Source organism: Prosthecomicrobium sp. N25 (assembly GCF_037203705.1).
Classification (GTDB): Bacteria; Pseudomonadota; Alphaproteobacteria; order Rhizobiales; family Ancalomicrobiaceae; genus Prosthecodimorpha.
Genome location: NZ_JBBCAT010000005.1, coordinates 157,872 through 175,457 on the forward strand (window position 1 = coordinate 157,872; position 17,586 = coordinate 175,457).

General features: G+C 71.9%; 16 protein-coding genes and 1 other RNA gene. 11 read left to right on the plus strand and 6 right to left on the minus strand.

The window, feature by feature from the left end; all coding sequences use genetic code 11:
• Window positions 1-77 precede the first annotated feature (77 nt).
• Window positions 78-4,376, plus strand: coding sequence for an AsmA family protein (locus tag WBG79_RS25170; RefSeq protein WP_337359996.1), 4,299 nt, complete (start codon window positions 78-80; stop codon window positions 4,374-4,376).
• Window positions 4,377-4,586: 210 nt separating this feature from the next.
• On the opposite strand, the gene WBG79_RS25175 is transcribed toward WBG79_RS25170, so the two are convergent.
• The 5 genes from WBG79_RS25175 to WBG79_RS25195 form a co-directional block, all read right to left on the minus strand.
• Entirely contained in the window at window positions 4,587-4,811 is a 225-nt protein-coding gene (locus tag WBG79_RS25175; RefSeq protein WP_337359997.1) for a ribbon-helix-helix domain-containing protein, read from the minus strand.
• A 94-nt stretch (window positions 4,812-4,905) separates the two neighbouring features.
• A complete protein-coding gene (locus WBG79_RS25180) occupies window positions 4,906-5,097 on the minus strand; it encodes a DUF4169 family protein (RefSeq protein WP_337359998.1) in 192 nt (63 codons plus the stop codon).
• Between the two features lie 13 nt (window positions 5,098-5,110).
• A complete protein-coding gene (locus WBG79_RS25185) occupies window positions 5,111-5,731 on the minus strand; it encodes an SspB family protein (RefSeq protein ID WP_337359999.1) in 621 nt (206 codons plus the stop codon).
• Window positions 5,732-5,793: 62 nt separating this feature from the next.
• Window positions 5,794-6,158, minus strand: a transfer-messenger RNA (tmRNA) gene (gene ssrA / locus WBG79_RS25190).
• Window positions 6,159-6,185: 27 nt separating this feature from the next.
• Window positions 6,186-6,470 carry a DUF1127 domain-containing protein gene (locus WBG79_RS25195; RefSeq protein ID WP_337360000.1) on the minus strand — a complete coding sequence of 95 codons (285 nt, stop codon included), beginning with the start codon at window positions 6,468-6,470 and terminating at the stop codon, window positions 6,186-6,188.
• Between the two features lie 191 nt (window positions 6,471-6,661).
• Between WBG79_RS25195 and WBG79_RS25200 the strand changes: the two genes are divergently transcribed.
• From WBG79_RS25200 to WBG79_RS25235, 8 genes are all read left to right on the plus strand, one after another.
• A complete protein-coding gene (locus WBG79_RS25200; RefSeq protein ID WP_337360001.1) occupies window positions 6,662-7,600 on the plus strand; it encodes a LysR substrate-binding domain-containing protein in 939 nt (312 codons plus the stop codon).
• A gap of 113 nt (window positions 7,601-7,713) precedes the next feature.
• Entirely contained in the window at window positions 7,714-8,508 is a 795-nt protein-coding gene (locus WBG79_RS25205) for a thymidylate synthase (protein WP_337360002.1), read from the plus strand.
• A gap of 59 nt (window positions 8,509-8,567) precedes the next feature.
• Window positions 8,568-9,059 carry a GNAT family N-acetyltransferase gene (locus WBG79_RS25210; protein ID WP_337360003.1) on the plus strand — a complete coding sequence of 164 codons (492 nt, stop codon included), beginning with the start codon at window positions 8,568-8,570 and terminating at the stop codon, window positions 9,057-9,059.
• The gene (locus WBG79_RS25215) at window positions 9,056-9,583 is read left to right on the plus strand and encodes a dihydrofolate reductase (RefSeq protein ID WP_337360004.1); all 528 of its coding nucleotides are present in this window, start codon (window positions 9,056-9,058) and stop codon (window positions 9,581-9,583) included. The genes WBG79_RS25210 and WBG79_RS25215 overlap by 4 nt, the downstream gene beginning before the upstream one ends.
• 213 nt (window positions 9,584-9,796) lie before the next feature.
• On the plus strand, window positions 9,797-10,945 hold the full coding sequence (gene hflK / locus WBG79_RS25220; RefSeq protein ID WP_337360005.1) for an FtsH protease activity modulator HflK: 1,149 nt from the start codon (window positions 9,797-9,799) through the stop codon (window positions 10,943-10,945).
• Window positions 10,942-11,895, plus strand: coding sequence for a protease modulator HflC (gene hflC / locus WBG79_RS25225; protein WP_337360006.1), 954 nt, complete (start codon window positions 10,942-10,944; stop codon window positions 11,893-11,895). Before hflK ends, hflC begins: the two co-directional genes overlap by 4 nt.
• A gap of 89 nt (window positions 11,896-11,984) precedes the next feature.
• Window positions 11,985-12,185, plus strand: coding sequence for a DUF2065 domain-containing protein (locus tag WBG79_RS25230; RefSeq protein ID WP_337360007.1), 201 nt, complete (start codon window positions 11,985-11,987; stop codon window positions 12,183-12,185).
• Window positions 12,186-12,414: 229 nt separating this feature from the next.
• A complete protein-coding gene (locus WBG79_RS25235; protein ID WP_337360008.1) occupies window positions 12,415-13,911 on the plus strand; it encodes a DegQ family serine endoprotease in 1,497 nt (498 codons plus the stop codon).
• A gap of 525 nt (window positions 13,912-14,436) precedes the next feature.
• Here the strand turns inward: WBG79_RS25235 and serB are convergent.
• Window positions 14,437-15,342 (minus strand): phosphoserine phosphatase SerB, encoded by a 906-nt coding sequence (serB, locus tag WBG79_RS25240; RefSeq protein ID WP_337360009.1) that lies wholly within the window; start codon window positions 15,340-15,342, stop codon window positions 14,437-14,439.
• Between the two features lie 73 nt (window positions 15,343-15,415).
• Here serB and miaA point away from each other — a divergent pair, with 73 nt between their 5' ends.
• Window positions 15,416-16,309: a tRNA (adenosine(37)-N6)-dimethylallyltransferase MiaA gene (gene miaA / locus WBG79_RS25245; RefSeq protein ID WP_337360010.1), complete on the plus strand. Its 894-nt coding sequence runs from the start codon at window positions 15,416-15,418 to the stop codon at window positions 16,307-16,309.
• A 152-nt stretch (window positions 16,310-16,461) separates the two neighbouring features.
• Window positions 16,462-17,544 carry a substrate-binding domain-containing protein gene (locus tag WBG79_RS25250; RefSeq protein ID WP_337360011.1) on the plus strand — a complete coding sequence of 361 codons (1,083 nt, stop codon included), beginning with the start codon at window positions 16,462-16,464 and terminating at the stop codon, window positions 17,542-17,544.
• The last annotated feature ends 42 nt before the right edge of the window (window positions 17,545-17,586 follow it).

Genomic DNA, 17,586 nt, shown 5'->3' on the forward strand with positions numbered 1-17,586 from the left:
GATCCGTCCGCATGGACTAGATTGGGCGGGTGGCGGCCGGGTCGGACGGCCGCCGGCGCGGAGCGGGGAGGAGGCGCTTGAACTCGCTCTACATCGGCATCGGGCTCGCCATCATCGCGGCGCTGGTGGCCGCGCTGGTCGGTCCGCTGTTCGTGGACTGGACGGCCTATCGCGCCGCTTTCGAGCGCGAGGGGGGCCGCATTCTCGGCGCGCGCGTGACCGTGCTGGGGGACGTGGAAGCGCGCCTGCTGCCGAGCCCGCGGGTGGTGCTCGGCGACGTGGTCGTCGGCAATCCGGAACGGCCCGGGGCCACGGTCGCCCGATTCGAGATGCAGCTCGAGCTGACGCCGCTCCTCAAGGGCGAGATGCGCATCGCCGACCTGCGGCTCGAGCGGCCGCTCGCGCGGGTGTCGATCGGGCGGACGGGCTCCCTCGTGCTCGCCGCCGGAGGGCCGGGCGTCGACGGGGTCGACCGCCGCGACCTGTCCCAGGCCGCCCTTGAGGCGGCCGAGATCGTCGACGGCCGGATCGAGTTCGAGGACGAGCGCAACGGCCAGCGCCTTTCGGTGGAGCGCGTCAATGCGACACTGTCGGCGGGGGCCCTGACCGGACCGCTCAAGGCCGAGGGCGGCGCCGAGTCGGACGGGCAGGCCTATTCGTTCCGGATCGCGACCGGCCGGGCCGCTCCGGACGGGACCTTCGCGCTCAAGGTCCAGGTGTCACCGGCCGCGCAGCCGCTCGTGTTCACGGTCGATTCGACCGTCAACCTGGGGCAGGGCGCGACCCCGCCGCGCGCCTCCGGGCAGGCGAGCCTGGTCAGGGCCGGGGACGTGGAGGGCAAGCGCGACCGCGGCGACACCGGGCCGATGCCCTGGCGGGCGGACACGAAGTTCACCCTCGATCCGGCGCGCCTGAAGCTCGAGACCCTGGCCTTCACGTTCGGCTCCGAAGACCGCTCCTATTCGATCGGCGGCACGGCGAGCATCGACTTCGGGGTGAAGCCCTCCTTCGACGCGACGCTCGCCGCCAAGCAGGTGGACCTCGACCGGGCGCTGGCCGGCAAGGTCGGCGAGGCCGCGGACCTGCAGGCGGCGATCGCGCGCTTCGCGGGCGTCCTCGGCGTGCTGCCGACGCCGGAGATGCCGGGGCGGGTCGCGGTCGACCTGCCGGGCGTGGTGCTCGGGGGCGGGGTCCTGCAGGAGCTGCGCCTGGTGGCGCGGCCGCGGCCGGGCGGCTTCACGATCGAGGAATTCTCCGCCCGCCTGCCGGGCCGTACCGCCATGACGGCCTCCGGCCGGCTGACGATCGACCAGGCGCAGCCGGCCTTCGAGGGCCGGCTCTACGTCACCTCCGAGCAGCCGAACAGCTTCGCGACCTGGTTCCGCCAGGGCTCCAGCCTGCCGCGGCTGGATCCGCTCAGCGTCGACGCGCTGGTGACCGCCGGGCCGGCCGGCTTCCGGGCCGACCAGATCGTCGCCCGCCTCGGGGCGGCGCAGGCGCGCGGCTGGATCCAGATCGCGGGCGGCGAGGCCGGGCGCGGCCCGCGGCTCGAGACGGGGCTGACAGCCGACCGCCTCGACCTCGACCAGATCAAGGCCCTGAGCGTGCTGCTCTGGGGCCGCGAGGGAGCCGACGCGCCCGCGGAGGCGCGGGTCGACATCGACGCCGGCCAGGTGGTGGTCGGCGGCGTGACCCTGCGCGGCGTGGCGGCGCGGGTCGCCATCGAGGGCGAAGGGCTGGTCGTCGACCGCTTCTCGGTCAAGGACGCCGCCGGGGCGTCGATCGAGGTGGCCGGTCGCATCGACCGGGCGCTGACCCGGCCGGACGGCAGCCTGGAGGCGAAGATCGCCGCGGATCGGCTGGACGGCCTCCTCACCCTGGCGCGGCTCGTCCTCCCCGAGGGCGGGGCCTTCGACCGGCTCGCCGCGGCGGCCCCGAACCTCGCGCCGCTCGCGCTGACCGCCCGCCTGACGGGGCAGGCCGGTGCGGACCGGAGCGCCGTCCGCCTCGTCCTCGAAGGGCCGGTCGCCGCCAGCCGCCTGACCGTCGACGGCCGCTTCGACGGCAGCCCGGCGGACTGGCGTCGCGGGCGGGTCGACGTCGCGGCGCGGCTCGAGGGGCCGGACGGCGGCGGCGTGCTGCGCCAGCTCGGCCTCGGCGCCACGCCCACCAAGGGGCAGGCGGGGGCGGTCGCGCTCACGGCCGCGGGCGTGCCGGCCGACGGCCTGGACACGCGTCTCTCGACCGCCGTCGCGGGCGCGGTCCTGGAGGCCTCGGGCAAGGTCGCGCTCGACGACTCCGGCCGGGTGACGACCTCCGGCGAGGCGAGCCTCAAGGCGGCCGACATCGCCCCGCTGGCGCTCGCGCTCGATCGTCCGCTCAGCCTCACCGGCGAGCGGGTGCCGGCGGACCTCAAGGCCGCCTTCGCGGGCAGCCTGCCGCGGATCGGGGTGAGCGCGGTCGAAGGCACCTTCGCGGGGGTGGGCCTGCGGGGGGACGGCACGGTCGACCTGGGGCAGAGCCCGCCTCTCGCCGAAGGGCGGTTGTCGCTCGGGGAGGTGCCGCTCGCGGGACTCATCGAGCTCGGGATCGGACCGGACGAACTCAGCGTGCCGCCGGAGCGCAACGCGGCCTGGCCGTCCCGGCCGGTCGCCGGCCCAGTGGTCGCGGGCGTCGCGGCGGATCTGGCGGTCACGGCGGAGCGGGTGCTCCTGACGGGGTTCCGGCCGATCGAGAAGGCCCAGTTCCGGCTCAGGGCGCGGCCGGGCGAGACGGGGGTCGAGAGTTTCCGCGGCGCGGTCGCGGGCGGCACGGTGCAGGGGCAGTTGCGGTTCCGGCGCGCGTCCGGCGGCGACCTGGCGGTCTCGGGCGACATCAAGCTGGAGAAGACGTCGGTCGAGGAGTTCGTCTGGCGCCGGGACGGGCGCCCGGTGGCGACGGGAACGGCGGACCTCAGCGTCTCCTTCGACACGGGCGGGCGTTCGGTGGCGGCGCTGATGTCCAACCTTCAGGGCAGCGGGGCGCTGTCGGTGCGCGGCGGGGCGATCCGCTACGTGAACGCCGATGCGTTCAACGCCATCGTGGTGGCGGCGGACGGCGGGCTGGAGCTGAAGGAGGACCGGATCCGCTCGGTCTTCCAGAGTTATCTCGACGCCGGCACGCTGCCCTTCGACCGCATCGAGGCCGCCTTCCAGATGGGCGGCGGCGTCGCGCGGCTGCGCGAGGTGTCGGTGGAGAGCCCGCGGGCGCGGACCTCGGGGTCGGCGACCCTCGACCTCGGGCGCTGGACCATGGAGGCGGACTGGACCGTCAAGGTCGACGCCGGCAAGAACGCCGTCACGGGGGCGGAGCCGCAGGTGGGCGTGCTCCTGCGCGGGCCGATCGGAGACCCCGTCCGCAGCCTCGACGTCGCGCCCCTCAACGCCTTCCTGACGCTCAGGGCCTTCGAGCGCGAGGTGCAGCGCGTTGAGGCGCTGCAGCAGGACATCATGGAGCGCGAGCGCTTCGCCCGCGAGCTGAAGCGCTTGCGCGATCAGCAGGCCCGCAGGGAGCAGGAGGCGCGCGAGGCCGAGGCGGCGCGCCAGGCCGAGGAGGTGCGCAAGCGGGCCGAGGAGGAAGCCCGCCGGCAGGCGATCGAAGCCGCGCGCCGCAAGGCCGAGGACGACCAGCGCCGGCGCGCTGAAGAAGCCCGCCGCGTGGAGGAGGCCCGCCAGGCCGAGGAGTCCCGCAAGGCCGCGGAGGCGGCGCGGCTGGCCGAAGAAGCGCGCAAGGCGGAAGAAGCCCGGAAGGCCGAGGAGGCGCGAAGGGCCGCGGAGGCGGCGCGGCTGGCCGAGGAAGCGCGCAAGGCGGAAGAAGCGCGCAAAGCGGAGGAGGCCCGCAAGGCCGAGGAGACGCGCAGGGCAGCGGAAGCGGCGCGGCTGGCCGAGGAGGCCCGCAAGGCGGAAGAAGTCCGGAAGGCCGAGGAGGCGCGCAGGGCCGCGGAGGCGGCACGGCTGGCCGAGGAGGTCCGCAAGGCGGACGAAGCGCGCAAGGCCGAGGAGGCCCGCAAGGCGGAGGAAGCCCGGAAGGCCGAGGAGGCGCGCAGGGCCGCCGAGGCGGCGCGTCGGGCCGAGGACGCCAGGAAGGCCGAGGAGGCGCGGCGGCGCGAGGTGGAGGAGGTCTCGCGGCGGGCCGAAGAGGAACGCCGCAAGGTCCTTGGCCCCCTGCCGACCCTGCCGCAGGCGGAGACGACCGAGGGAACGGCTCCCGCGCCGGTCAGGGCCGGGGAGGGCGCTGCCGTCCCGCCGCCGCTGCCGCCGCCCATCGTGATCCCGCCCGCGCCCGCCATCCTGCCCGGCGGCGGCCAGCGGCCGCTCAGCATCCTGCCGGGCGGGTGACGCGCCCTCGCAGAGCCCCGGACGGCGGGAATGGTCCCGCGCATTCCGACCCTCTCAGCCGGTAAGGCGTCCCGGCTGGCCGTCGGTCCTGTCGTCCCCGGGCCTTCCCCGGTCCGCATGGTCGAGGGGGTCGAGACGGGCCGTCTGGCCACGTCCCGCCCAAGCCGATGGGCCCGGCAAAGGAGGCGATGCCGCCGGAACGGCCGTATGTCAGCCCCGGCCGGCCTTGTAGTGGGCGAGGACGGCGAGGCGGATGGCGGAGGCGAGGTTCTGGGCTTCGCGGGCCTCGGCGGCGCGGTCGCGGTCGATCTCGGCGACGAGGCGGGGGAGGGTGAGGCCGCGGGCGGCGGCGATCTCCTCGAGCCCCTGCCAGAACTCGGCCTCCAGGGCGAGGCTGGTGCGGTGGCCGGCAATGGTCAGGGAGCGCTTGATCACGTCGGGCCCGCGAGGATCGGGCGGCCTTCCGCCGGCAGGCCCGTCGCGGACGATGCCGCGTTGCGCCGGGCGGTCGATTGCGAGGCGGAACCGCTCACGAGCCGGCCGGGCCGCCGTCCCGGCGGTGGGCCTCGATCCGGCGGAGGGCGGCCTCGGCCTCGGCGCGGGCCTTCTCCTTCTCGGCGCGCGTGCGGCCGAAGCGGACGCGATTCTCCGCGGCCTCGGCGGCGCGGGCCGCCTTGTCGCGCGCCTTGCGCGCCTTGCCGAGACCGACGACCTCGCCCATGCGGCGGCGCTCCTCAGGTCTTCTTGCGGAAGCTGTCCATGGAGATGACCTTGGCCGGCTCGGCCGCGTCGGCAGCCGGCGGCTCGGCGGCGGCCTCGGCAGGCGCCGGTTTCGGGGCCGGGGCGGGCTTCGGGGCCGACTTGGGAGCCGGCGTCTTGCGGCCGGGCTCGGACTGGTCGGGACGCACCAGCGCCGCCGGCTTGGCCGGTTCGGGGGCCGCCTCGGCGGTCTCCTCCTCGTCCTCGTCGTCCTCGTCGTTCGCCGCCTCGCCGACGTCGAACTGCAGGCCGAACTGGACGGAGGGGTCGAAGAAGCCCTTCACGGCCGTGAAGGGGACGAGCAGTCGTTCCGGGATGCCGCCGAAGGACAGGCCGACCTCGAGGGCGTAGTCGGTGACGACCAGATCCCAGAACTGGTGCTGGAGGACGATCGTCATCTCCTCCGGATAGCGCTGGCGCATCCGGGTCGACAGCCTGACGCCGGGGTGTCGGGTGTCGAAGGAGACGTAGAAGTGGTGCTGCCCGGGCAGGCCGGTCTTGACCACCTCCTGGAGCACCTTCTTGACGACGCCGCGCAGCGCCTCCTGCACCAGAACGTCGTAGCGGATGAGATCCTGGGGAGCGTCTGAGGCCATGCGCAGTCTTCGACTCACGGAAAAGGCCGGCTCTGCCGAGGGCGGCCGGGCCGGCGGAATGAAGTGGAGGTTTCTGTTGCCAGGTACCTCCGAACCCCGCCTGCCGGGGCTAACCGTCAGGACTTGAACCCGGATTAGTTACCGCTTACGCGGCAACCGCAACCGGAGCATAGTTGTCGTTGGCAACTATAAAGTGACCCGATAACGGCGGTATCATGCCGGGCAAAAAGACGACTTTTAGGCCCTCGTCGATCCTAGTTCGCCCCCGCCGGAGCCCGCCGGCCGCTCGTCGCGGCCCGTGGGCTCGGGTGGAGGCGCCGGGTACTGCCCCCGGGTCCGATAGGCTTATTACGACGCCCGTTTATCGCCATAGTCGCCTTGCGGCGACAGGCCGAATATAGGGGGGCGGAGCGCGCGGGGAAAGGCCCCCGCCCCGTGTTCTTTCGCAAGTTCATCAGAGCCACCGCTCTTCGCGGCGGCGGCGGACGAGTTCGGCGAGCCGGACGTCGGTCCCCGCCAGGGTGTCTCGGCGGGTCTCCGCCTCGAGGTCGGCGCGGGTCAGGCCGATGTCCTGGAGGAGGTGGTCGTCGAGGTCGGCGAGCACCATCCAGGTGCGCCGGCCGCGGATGCGTGCCCGAATCCCGACAGCGAGGTCGCGGACGAGGTCGGCCACGCGCTCGGCGAGGCTCGGGGCATAGCCGTCCTGCTGGGCGGCGATCATTCTGGCTGCATCGCGCATGGCATGAGTCCTCCGTTGCCGAAAACCGTTCCGTCCGAATCGGTTCGCGGGCTCGTTTGCGGTGCTTCTCGAAGGACGGAGGGGGGCGTCCCTCTCCGACATTGCCCAAGATACGCCCCCGGATTGATCAATCAAACGAAAAGGAGTAATGGATCGGTTCAGCGAAACTGATCGAACGCCGGAGGGCTACCATGGCGCTGATGGACGAGTTGGAGGTCGCAACGCGGCTCGGGGGCGGACCGGGCTTCTCGGCCGGCCCGGTGCTGGAGATCGATCTCCTGCGCACGCTGGTGGCGATCGTGTCCACGGGGAGCTTCAACCGCGCCGCCAAGGCGGTGTTCCGCACCCCGTCGGCGGTCTCCATGCAGATGAAGAAGCTCGAGGACATCGTCGGCAAGCCGATCTTCGCCAAGGACGGGCGCGGGGTGGCGCTGACCACCGACGGCGAGGAGCTCCTGGGCTTCGCCCGGCGCATGCTGCAGCTCAACGACGAGGCCCTGTCGCGCTTCCGTTGCCAGAAGACCGAGGGCGTGGTGCGCCTCGGAACCCCGGACGACTACGCGACCGGCTTCCTGCCGCGCATCCTCTCGCGCTTCGCCGCGACCCACCCCCTGGTGCAGGTGGACGTCACCTGCAAACCATCCAGCGAGCTGGTCGCCATGGTGGACGAGGGCGAGATCGACGTCGGCCTGATGAGCGTCGGGGCGACCTGCGGGGCGCCCAACACGGGCGACATCGTGCATCGCGAGCGGCTCGTGTGGGCGGGCCTGCGCCACGGCCAGGCGCACACGCGGCGGCCGCTGCCGATCGCCGCCTCCGGGCGGACCTGCTGCTGGCGCGCGATGGCGACCGAGAAGCTCGACAAGGCCGGCATCCCGTATCGCATCGCCTATTCGAGCGCGCATTACGTGGGGCAGGTCGCGGCGGTGCTCGCCGACCTCGCGGTCGCGCCGCTGCCCAAGAGCGTGCTCGACGGCGACCTGATGCCCGTCGACGACCGGGCGCTGCCCTCGATCGGCTACTACGAGATCCAGATCCGCACCTCGCCGCTCGCCTCCGGGGCGGCCGTGGAGGCGCTGGCGAATCACATCCGGCAGAGCTTCGAGACGGAGGCGCTCGCGGCGGCCTGAGGATTCACAGGGCAAGTCCCTGGAAACGCTGTGGTTCGCGCCCGACACGTGCGGCCGGATCCGGTCCGGTCTAGGGTGAGCCGCCCGGGGCGGCCGGGCGGGCGGACCGGGCCATGCAGCAGTACCACGACCTGATGCGGCGCATCCTCGAAACCGGGGCGACGAAGCACGACCGGACGGGGACCGGCACCCGCTCCGTGTTCGGCCACCAGATGCGGTTCGACCTGGCCGCGGGCTTCCCGCTCGTGACGACCAAGAAGCTGCACCTGAAGTCGATCGTGTACGAGCTCCTGTGGTTCCTGCGCGGCGAGACCAACGTGCGCTGGCTCAACGAGCGCGGCGTGACGATCTGGGACGAATGGGCCGACGCGAACGGGGACCTGGGGCCCGTCTACGGACACCAGTGGCGCTCCTGGCCGACGCCGGACGGCGGCACCATCGACCAGATCGCCTGGGTGGAGCAGGAGATCCGGCGTAATCCCGACTCCCGCCGCCTGATGGTCACCGCCTGGAACCCGGCCGACATCCCCAAGATGAAGCTGCCGCCCTGTCATGCGCTGTTCCAGTTCTACGTGGCGGAGGGCCGGCTCTCCTGCCAGCTCTACCAGCGATCGGCCGACGTCTTCCTCGGCGTCCCCTTCAACATCGCCAGCTACGCGCTCCTGACCCTGATGATGGCGCAGGTGACGGGCCTCAAACCGGGCGAGTTCGTCCACACCCTCGGCGACGCCCACCTCTACCTCAACCACCTCGACCAGGCCCGCCTGCAACTCGCCCGCAGCCCCCGGCCCTTGCCGACGATGCGCCTCGACCCGGCGGTGAAGTCCTTGTTTGACTTCTCGTACGAGAGCTTCCGCCTCGAAGGGTACGACCCGCATCCGCATATCGCGGCCGCCGTCGCGGTCTGATCTTGCGCCGGCGGGCGATCCGGTCGTAGCCCTTCTGCCTCCACTCTCCGAGTAACACCATGTCCCTCTCCATCCGCCCCGCCGAGCCGGCCGATGCCGCGCTGGTTTTCGCGTTCGTGATGAAGCTCGCGGACTACGAGCGGCTGGCGCACGAGGTGGAGGCGACGCGGGAGGGGATCGCGGCGGCGCTCTTCGGGGAGGCCCCGCGCGTCTTCTGCGACCTCGCCTTCTGGGACGGCGCGCCGGCCGGCTTCGCGCTCTGGTTCTACAACTACTCCACCTTCCGCGGCCGCCACGGGATCTACCTGGAGGACCTGTTCGTCGAGCCGGCGCTGCGCGGGAAGGGGATCGGCAAGGCCCTTCTGGTGCATCTGGCCCGGCGCTGCGTGGCGGAGGGGCTCGGCCGGTTCGAATGGTCGGTGCTCGACTGGAACGAGCCGTCGATCCGCTTCTACCGATCGCTTGGCGCCGTGGCCAAGGACGAATGGACCATGTACCAGGTGGCCGGCGACGCGCTGGCCCGGCTCGGGGCGCCGGAGGGGATGCGGTGAGGGACGACCCCGAGATCGTGATCGTGGTGGCGGTGGCCCGGAACGGCGTCATCGGGCGCGAGAACGGCATGCCCTGGCGGCTGCCCTCGGATCTCCGGCACTTCCGCGCCACCACGATGGGTCGGCCGGTGGTGATGGGGCGCAAGACGTTCGAATCGATCGGCCGGCCGCTCGACGGGCGGACCAACATCGTGGTGACCCGGGACCCGGGCTATGCGCCCGAGGGGGTCGTGGTGGCCGGGTCGCTCGCAGAGGCGCTCGACCGGGCCCGGGCGGTGGCTCGGCGGGACGGGGTCGGGCAGGTCATGGTGACGGGCGGCGGCCAGATCTACGCGGAGGCCTTGCCGCTCGCCGACAGGGTCGTCCTGACCGAGGTCGACCTGGCGCCGGACGGGACGGTGACGTTTCCCCCCCTCGATCCGACGGTCTGGCGCGAGACGGCGCGCGAGGCGGGCTCGCGCGGCCCGAAGGACGAGGCCGGCTTCTCCTTCGTCACCTACGAAAGGTCATCGGCGGCAAGCTGACGAGATTGACAGCTTGCTGGTGGCGTCCCACTTACCGTTCCGTCGGATGAGGCTCGAGCGGGGCAGGCGCTTCGTTGAAAGCGGCGGCGCTCGCCCCTATAACCCGCGAGGCACTTTCCTCGCGACGGCCCGTGGCCGTCGAGACCTTCCGGCGGACCGCGGCATCCCGCAGCGGTTCTTCCCACCCGTAGCGACCAGCACTAAGGACAGGACATGCCTTGGAGTAACCAGAGCGGCGGCGGCGGCTGGCGGGGCGGCGGCGGAGGAGGGCCCTGGGGCTCCCCGCCGCGCGGGCCGTCGGGCGGCGGCGGCCAGCCCCCCGATCTCGAGGAGATCCTGCGCCGGAGCCAGGACCGGCTGAAGACGATCCTGCCGGGTGGAGACGGGTTCGGCGTGAAGGGCCTCGGCCTCGCGGCCGCGGCGGCGCTGGCGCTCTGGCTGGTGACCGGCTTCTACCGGGTGGAGTCCGACGAGATCGGCGTCGAGCTGGTGCTCGGGCAGGAACACGCCCGCACGCAGCCGGGCCTCAACTACAACTGGCCCTATCCGATCGGGCAGGTCTATACGCCGCAGGTCCTCACGGTGCGCGAGATGACGATCGGCATGCGCGAGACCGACACCGGGCGCGGCATCCAGACGCGCGACGTGCCGGAGGAGAGCCTGATGCTGACGGGCGACGAGAACCTGGTCGACGTCGACTTCAAGGTTCAGTGGGCCGTCAAGGACGCGGGCGCCTTCCTGTTCAACATCCAGATGCCCGAGGCGACCGTGAAGGCGGTTTCCGAGAGCGCCATGCGCGAGGCGATCGGGCGGACGAACATCTCCCTCATCCTCACCGAGGACCGGCGCCGGATCGAGATCGCGGTGCGCGAGCTCATGCAGAAGGCGCTCGACGACTACAAGTCCGGGATCGAGGTGCGCCTCGTCCAGATGCAGAAGGTCGACCCGCCGCAGCAGGTCATCGACGCCTTCCGGGACGTGCAGGCCGCGCGCATCGACGCGGAGCGCTTGCAGAACGAGGCGCAGGCCTACGCCAACCGGATCGTGCCGGAAGCGCGCGGCCAGGCGGCGCAGATCATCAACGCCGCCACCGCCTACCAGCGGCAGGCGGTCGAGGAGGCCCGCGGCCAGGCGGACCGCTTCTCCAAGATCTACGAGGAATACTCCAAGGCGCCCGACATCACGCGGGAACGGCTCTATCTGGAGACCATGGAGCGGGTTTTCGGCGGCATGGACAAGGTGATCATCGACCAGAACGCGGCCGGCGGCCAGGGCGTGGTGCCCTACCTGCCGCTCGACCGCCTTACGCAACCGAGGCAGCCGGCCGGGCCGGGCGCGCCGCGCACGGGGGGCCAGCCATGAAGACCGGTTTCATGGGCATCGTCGCCGCCGTCCTCGTCCTCGCCGCCGTGCTGGTCTACGCCTCCGCCTTCGTGGTCGGCCCGACCGCGCAGGCGCTCGTCCTGCAGTTCGGCCAGGTGCGCCGGGCGATCGTTCAGTCGGGGCTCTATTTCAAGGTGCCGTTCATCCAGAACGTGGAGTATCTGGACCGGCGCATCCTGGACCTCGACCTGGAGAGCCAGGAGGTGATCGCGGCCGACCAGAAGCGGCTGATCGTCGACGCCTTCGCGCGGTATCGGATCAGCGATCCAGTGAAGTTCTTCCAGGCGGTCCGGACGGTTTCGGGCGGCAATCAGCGCCTGAACACCTTCACGTCCTCGGCGCTGCGCGCCTACGTGGCCGACGCCACCTTCGCGGGCGTGGTCCGCGACCATCGCGCCGAGCTGATGGAGAAGATTAAGACGGCGGTCGACCAGCAGGCCAAGACCATCGGGATCGACATCATCGACGTGCGCATCCGCCGGGCCGACCTGCCGCAGCAGAACAGCCAGGCGATCTTCCAGCGCATGCAGACGGAACGGCAGCGGGAGGCGGCCGAGCTGCGCGCCCGCGGCGCCGAGGAAAGCCAGCGCATCCGCTCCAAGTCCGATGCCGAGAAGGAGATCATCATCGCGGAGGCGCGGCGCGACGCCGACCGCCTGCGCGGCGAGGGCGACGCGCAGCGCAACCGCGTCTTCGCCGAGGCCTTCGGCAAGGACCCGGAATTCTTCGCCTTCTACCGCTCGATGCAGGCCTACGAGGCGGGGCTGAAGGCGCAGGATACGCGGCTCCTGATCTCGCCGAGCTCCGACTTCTTCCGCTACTTCGCGGACCCGCAGGGCCGTCCCCCGCAGGCGCGGGCGACGCCGGCCCTGCCGCCGGCCCCGACCCCGCCTGCCCAGCCGGCCCCGTCCTCGCCGCCGGCCCAGTAGGCTCCTCGGCCCCGCCGGACACCCGACGGGGCCGTTTCGCGTGACGCCAGCCGGCCGGCCCCCGGGCCGGCGCCTGCCGGGACGAACCCATGAGCCTCTTCCTTCTCGCGCTCGGCCTCGGCCTCGCCATCGAGGGCACCCTCTACGCGCTCTTTCCCGGGGGCGCGAAGGCCATGATGCGGCGCGCGCTCGACCTCTCCGACCAGGGCTTCCGGCTGATGGGCGTGGCCGCGCTGGCTCTCGGGGTTTTGATCGTGGCGCTGGTCCGCGGCTTCGGCAGCGTCGTATGATCGGGCAGGGCCAGGGAGCGCGCCGACTCGCCTCGGGCGGGGGAGGTCGCTTTTCCGCCTCATTTGGGCTTTGATGCTCGGGGGACCGTCGCGCGGGCCGCTGGGGAACGTGGAACGCGGGCGTCCCGTTCGGATGGGGCTCGGACACGAACCCACCCGGGACGGAGCGACGAGAGGTGCCGGACCCGCCCTGGCGGGCGTGCGGCCATCAGGAGAACGGGCGATCGCCATGCTGAACGGAACTCATCGTCGGAACGCTCTCGGCCGGGTGCTCGCCGCGGCGGCGCTCGGGCTGACGCTCGGCCTCGCACCGGCCGGTGCCGCGCCGTTCAAGGGCCCCGATTCGATCGCGGACCTCGCCGAAGCCCTGCAGGACGCGGTCGTCAACATCTCCACGTCGCAGAAGGCGCAGGCCGAGCGGATCGTGCCGCCGGCGGGACCGACCCCGCGGGCTCCGGAAGGGTCGCCCTTCCAGGAGTTCTTCGACGAGTTCTTCAACAAGCAGCCGAAGAACAAGCCGCAGGAACAGCGGCGCGTGCAGTCGCTCGGGTCCGGCTTCGTGATCGACGCCGAAGGCATCATCATCACCAACAACCACGTGATCGACGGCGCCGACGAGATCACCGCCAACTTCAACGACGGCACCAAGCTCAAGGCCGAGCTGATCGGCAAGGACCAGAAGACCGACCTCGCGGTGCTGCGCGTCAAGCCGGCCAAGCCGCTGAAGGCGGTCAAGTTCGCCGATTCGGACCGGTCGCGCGTGGGCGACTGGGTGATGGCGATCGGCAACCCGTTCGGGCTCGGCGGCACGGTGACGGTCGGGATCATCTCGGCGCGCAACCGCGACATCAATTCCGGGCCCTACGACAACTTTATCCAGACCGACGCGGCGATCAACCGCGGCAATTCGGGCGGGCCGCTGTTCAACATGGACGGCGACGTGGTCGGCATCAACACGGCCATCATCTCGCCGACCGGCGGCTCGATCGGCATCGGCTTCGCGATTCCTGCCAACACGGCCAACGCGGTCGTCGACCAGATCCGCAACTTCGGCGAGACGCGGCGCGGCTGGCTCGGCGTGCGCATCCAGGGGGTGACGGACGACATCGCCGAGAGCCTGGGCCTCAAGGAGCCGAAGGGCGCGCTGGTGGCCGGCGTGACCGAGAAGGGGCCGGCCGACTCGGCCGGCATCCAGGCGGGCGACGTGATCCTGCGCTTCGACGGCAAGGTGGTGCCGGGCGTCCGCGAGTTGCCCCGCATGGTGGCCGACTCGCCGATCACCAAGGAGGTCGACGTCGTCGTGCTCCGGAAGGGCAAGGAGGAGACCATCAAGGTCAAGCTCGGCCGTCTGGAGGAGGGCGAGAAGCTCGCCGAAAAGGAGAAGGCGACGACGCGCGGCAGCCAGCCGCAGGCCCAGCCGGTCATCACCAAGGCGCTCGGCCTCAGCCTCGCCGACCTCGATCCGACCACCAAGGAGAAGTTCAAGCTCGGCGACAAGGTCACCAAGGGCGTGGTCGTCACCGACGTTGAGGCGAACAGCGCGGCGGGCGAGAAGCGGATCGTCGCCGGTGACGTCATCCTGGAGGTCGGCCAGGAGGAGGTGAAGTCCGCCGAGGACGTGGTCAAGCGCATCGAGGCGCTGAAGAAGGACGGCCGCAAGCGGGCCCTGTTCCTGCTCTCCAATCCCGACGGCGAGATGCGCTACGTGGCCGTTTCGGTGGAGTGAGGCGGCCGTTCGAATGTCCGGCACGGGGGCCCCGCCGCCCCCGTTTCGTTTGCGGCATGGGGCGAGCGGCGCACCGGTCGAGAGGGTGGACCCCGTAGTTCGCGCAGGCGGAACTTGCCCTGATGTCCACGACCCGGTCCCCTCGTCACGGAGTCGTCGGTTCCGCGCAGGACCACACCTCCTTCCTGCCCGGACCTTCCCTCAGGTGTCATCCCGGCCATCGCGCCGGGATCCATTGGCCTTCCAGCCAGCAGGCCGATGCGCCTCTCGGGTTGTCCGTGCCGCGGGGGATGGCCAATGGGCCCCGGCGCGATGGCCGGGGTGACACGCGTGGGGAGGCTTTCCCGTTACGGCACGGCGGTGCGTTCGGCGAGTGCGCTCGTGCGGGACGGCGGGGTGCCGCCATCCGGAGGCTCGACCTCTGCGAAGCTCAGGCCGGGAATTCCGGCGAAGACCGGTCTTCGTGCTTCGACGCTCGATCGGGCCCGGAGCATCAGTAACGCGTCCTTTGGGGGCGTCCCGACTTCACGGCCCGGCGAAATCCTCCCTGCGGTAGCCCTGCAGGTACAGCAGCGCCGTGAGGTCGGCGTGCTCGATGCGGGCGGCGGCGCGGGCGGCGACCTTCGGCTTGGCGCGGTAGGCGACGCCGAGGCCGGCGGCCTCGAGCATGGGCAGGTCGTTGGCGCCGTCGCCGACCGCCAGGGTTTCGGCCGGCGGGATCGCGCGGGCGGCGGCGAGTTCGCGCAGCGTGGCGAGCTTGGCGTCGGCGCCGAGGATCGGTTCCTCGACGCGGCCGAGCAGGCGGCCGCCCTCGGCCAGGAGGATGTTGGCGCGGTTCTCGTCGAAGCCGATCATCGCCGCGACGGGGCCGGTGAAGACCGTGAAGCCGCCGGAGACCAGGGCCGTGTAGGCGCCGGCGGCCCGCATGGTCATGACCAGGGTGCGGCCGCCCGGGGTCAGCGTGATGCGCTCGGCGATCAGGCGGTCGATGACGGCGGCGTCGAGGCCCGCGAGGAGGCCGACGCGCTCGCGCAGCGCGGGCTCGAAGGCGATCTCGCCGCGCATCGCCCGCTCCGTGATGGCGGCGATCCGGTCCTTCAGCCCGACCTCGGCGGCGAGCTCGTCGATGCATTCCTGGCCGATCATGGTGGAATCCATGTCGGCGAGGAAAAGCCGCTTGCGGCGGTGGGCGAGCGGCTGGACCACCACGTCAACGGGACGGTCCGCCAACGCGGCGCGCGCCGCCTCGGCGAGGGCGCGCGGGTCGGCCTCCGGGGCGGGGGCGAGCGGCAGGTCGACGGCGACCTCGGGATCGAGGACCACGGGCTCGCCCGGCGCGGCGCCGGCGAGGGCGGCGCGGACGGCCGCCACCGCGTCGGGGGTGACGGCGCGCTGCGCTTCGGTCGAGATCAGGGTTGCAACGTGCGTCATGGTCCGGAAAAAGGGGCGTGAGGGCGGTGGTGCGGCGGTCGACCGGCGCCATGGGCCGGCGAAGCGGGTGGCGATGACGAGGATCGAGGGGCGTCCGCGCGCGGTGCTTATCGCAGGCGCGACCGCGAGCGGCAAGTCGGCGCTGGCGCTGCGGCTCGCCGGAGAGCTCGGCGGGGCGGTCGTCAACGCGGACTCCATGCAAGTCTACCGGGAGCTCGAGATCCTGACGGCCCGGCCGGGGCCGGGCGAGACCGCGCAAATCCCACACCGGCTCTACGGGCACGTCCCGGCGGCGACCGCCTACTCGGTGGCGGCCTGGCGGGCGGACGTCGCGCGGGAACTGGAGGCGCTCGACGCCGCCGGGCTGGTGCCCGTCCTGACGGGCGGGACGGGGCTCTATTTGCGGAGTCTCCTCCAAGGCCTGTCGGCCGTTCCTTCCATTCCGGACGAGGTTCGCAGCGCCTGGCGCGGGCGGCTCGCGGCGGAGGGGGCGCCGGCGCTGCACCGGGTGCTCGCGGAGCGGGACCCGGCCGCGGCCGCCCGGCTGGAGCCCGGCGACGGGCAGCGGATCGTGCGGGCGCTGGAGATCGTCGAGGCGACGGGACGGACGCTCGGGGATTTCGCGCGCGAGCCGGGGCTTCCGCCGCTCCTGTCCGGGCCCGACGTGGAGCGGATCGTGCTCGCTGTGCCCCGGGCGGCGCTGCATGCCCGCATCGACCGGCGGTTCCGGCAGATGGTCGAGGCCGGGGCGCTCGCGGAGGCCGAGCGGTTCGATGCGCTCGGGCTCGACCCCGCGCTCCCCGCGTCGCGGGCGATCGGGCTCCGGCCGCTCGCCGCGGCGGCCCGGGGCGAGATCGACCTCGAGGCGGCGATCCGGCAGGGGCAGGCCGAGACGCGGCAATACGCCAAGCGGCAGGAGACCTGGTTCCGCAACCAGATGGCCGACTGGACGCGTTGGCCGGCCTGAACCTTTCACCCGCCTGACGTGCGTGATTACTCGTACAATTGCCGTTGACCGGATCCGCGGAGCCGGCCACAGTCTGCCGGTCCGGCCGTCGAGCCGGGCCGTCCGGCCGTTGGGAGGCGGTCCGGCGGACAACGTTTCTGGGAGGAAACACCATGAAGTCCATCGTCGGCGCGGCCGCCCTGGTCGCGGGCGTCGCATTCGTCTCGGCTCCGGCCTTCGCCCAGCAGGGCGTGCTCAGCAAGGCCGTCGGCGGCTACACCTTCGAGGAGGCCGCCAAGGAGGGTCCGAACACCAAGAACTTCAACTCGAAGGACGGCAAGCTCACCTTCGCGATCATCACCCACACGGCCGGCAACGGCTTCTTCGACCCGACCTACGTGGGCGCCAAGGTGGCGGCCGACGCGTTCGGGATCAACCTCGTCATGCTCGGCTCCGAGGCGCCGGTCGACGACATTCCGCGCCAGATCCAGATCATCAACCAGATCATCAACGACCCGACCATCGACGGCGTCATCATGACCACGCCGCAGTCGGGCGCCTACGACGACTTCGTCCGCAAGCTCACCGAGAAGGGCATTCCGATCGCGACGACGAACTCGTTCGACGGCAAGATCCTCAACCGCTCGGGCATCTCGCACACCGGCCAGGACGCCTCCGCGGCGGGGATCGGCGGCGAGGCGCTCGCCAACTGCCTGATCAAGAACAACGTCAAGGGCGGCTCGATCGTCTTCCCGAACACCACCACGCTCGGCAACGTGGAGGTCAACAACCGCATCAAGGCCGCCTTCGAGGCGACCGTCAGGACGCTCAACACGGCCGGCAAGCTCAAGGACTTCAAGATCGACGCGGGCCCGCAGAACATCGGCATCGACGTCGACGCCAACAACATCGTCGGCTCCGTCCGTACCCTGATCGAGAGCCGCAAGGACGTGGTCGGCGCCTTCGCGGCGAACGGCTTCGTCACCCCGGCGCTCGGCGATGCGATCAGCCAGATGGGCCAGCAGGGCAAGATCTGCGCCTTCGGCTTCGACCTCGGCCCGAAGCAGCAGGAGCACATCCGCACCGGCGCGCTCACCGGTTCGCTCGGCCAGCAGCCGTTCCTGCAGGGCTTCTGGCCCGTCATGCAGCTCTACCTGACCATCGACCGCGGCATCTCGGCCGCCAACCTCGACACGCGCGCCCAGCTCGTGACGAAAGAGAGCGTCGACAAGGTCGGCAAGCGCTTCGAGAACTGACCGGAACGGGCGGCCGGCCGCCGGCCTCGGGGCGGTCCTCCG

Excerpts from the sequence above, each read along its gene's own strand:
- hflC (WP_337360006.1), top strand. The coding sequence starts at position 10,942 with ATGAAGACCGGTTTCATGGGCATCGTCGCCGCCGTCCTCGTCCTCGCC.
- WBG79_RS25195 (WP_337360000.1), bottom strand. The coding sequence starts at position 6,470 with ATGCGCGATGCAGCCAGAATGATCGCCGCCCAGCAGGACGGCTATGCC.
- WBG79_RS25185 (WP_337359999.1), bottom strand. The coding sequence starts at position 5,731 with ATGGCCTCAGACGCTCCCCAGGATCTCATCCGCTACGACGTTCTGGTG.
- WBG79_RS25235 (WP_337360008.1), top strand. The coding sequence starts at position 12,415 with ATGCTGAACGGAACTCATCGTCGGAACGCTCTCGGCCGGGTGCTCGCC.
- WBG79_RS25250 (WP_337360011.1), top strand. The coding sequence starts at position 16,462 with ATGAAGTCCATCGTCGGCGCGGCCGCCCTGGTCGCGGGCGTCGCATTC.
- hflK (WP_337360005.1), top strand. The coding sequence starts at position 9,797 with ATGCCTTGGAGTAACCAGAGCGGCGGCGGCGGCTGGCGGGGCGGCGGC.
- WBG79_RS25200 (WP_337360001.1), top strand. The coding sequence starts at position 6,662 with ATGGCGCTGATGGACGAGTTGGAGGTCGCAACGCGGCTCGGGGGCGGA.
- serB (WP_337360009.1), bottom strand. The coding sequence starts at position 15,342 with ATGACGCACGTTGCAACCCTGATCTCGACCGAAGCGCAGCGCGCCGTC.
- WBG79_RS25180 (WP_337359998.1), bottom strand. The coding sequence starts at position 5,097 with ATGGGCGAGGTCGTCGGTCTCGGCAAGGCGCGCAAGGCGCGCGACAAG.
- miaA (WP_337360010.1), top strand. The coding sequence starts at position 15,416 with ATGACGAGGATCGAGGGGCGTCCGCGCGCGGTGCTTATCGCAGGCGCG.
- WBG79_RS25205 (WP_337360002.1), top strand. The coding sequence starts at position 7,714 with ATGCAGCAGTACCACGACCTGATGCGGCGCATCCTCGAAACCGGGGCG.
- WBG79_RS25230 (WP_337360007.1), top strand. The coding sequence starts at position 11,985 with ATGAGCCTCTTCCTTCTCGCGCTCGGCCTCGGCCTCGCCATCGAGGGC.
- WBG79_RS25210 (WP_337360003.1), top strand. The coding sequence starts at position 8,568 with ATGTCCCTCTCCATCCGCCCCGCCGAGCCGGCCGATGCCGCGCTGGTT.